General features: G+C 79.5%; 1 pseudogene. It reads left to right on the forward strand.

Annotated elements, in window-relative coordinates:
• Nucleotides 1-673: pseudogene (locus DZF91_RS41285) on the forward strand (hypothetical protein); the annotation flags it as partial.

Raw genomic sequence — 673 nt, forward strand, 5'->3', positions numbered from 1 at the left:
CTGCTGGCCGGGGGAGCGGCGGCGGCGGCGGGAGGCGCCGCCGCAGGCGCCGCGGCGACCCGGATGGCGCCCGCCGGTGCCTACGACCAGGGCTACGGCCAGGGGCAGGGGTACGGCCAGGGCGGCATGACCCAGGGAATGGGCGGCGGCGGAGCGACCCTGCCGCCGGTCGCCGGGTACGAGGACGCCTACCGCGGCGGGGGCCGCCCCGCCGGACGCGGCGACTGGGAGCCCGAGCGGCGGTCCAAGGGCCCGATCATCGCGGCGGTCGTGGCCGTCCTGGTGCTCGCGGCGGTGGTCGGCATCGCCGTGGCGAACATGGGCGGCGGGGGCGGCGGCAAGAACACGCCGAGCGACCAGACGACCTCGGCGCCGGAGAGCCCGACCGACACCGACTCGCCCACCAACACCGACACGTCCGAGCCGGAGCCGACGCACACCCGGACGCGTCGTCCGACGCACACCCCGACGCAGTCCAGCGAGCCGACGCAGCCGACCTCGCCGCCCAACACCGAGACCGGCGGACCGACCGGCAGGCCGACCCGCACCCCGAGCAGCCCGAGCAACCCGCCCGGCGGAGGCGGTGGCGGTGGCGGCGGTGGTGGCGGCACCGGCGGCGGCGGAACCGGCGGTGGCGGCGGATCGGGCGGTGGCGACACCGGCGCCGGCGGCG

The organism is Actinomadura logoneensis (genome assembly GCF_003428695.1).
Taxonomy (GTDB): domain Bacteria; phylum Actinomycetota; class Actinomycetes; order Streptosporangiales; family Streptosporangiaceae; genus Spirillospora; species Spirillospora logoneensis.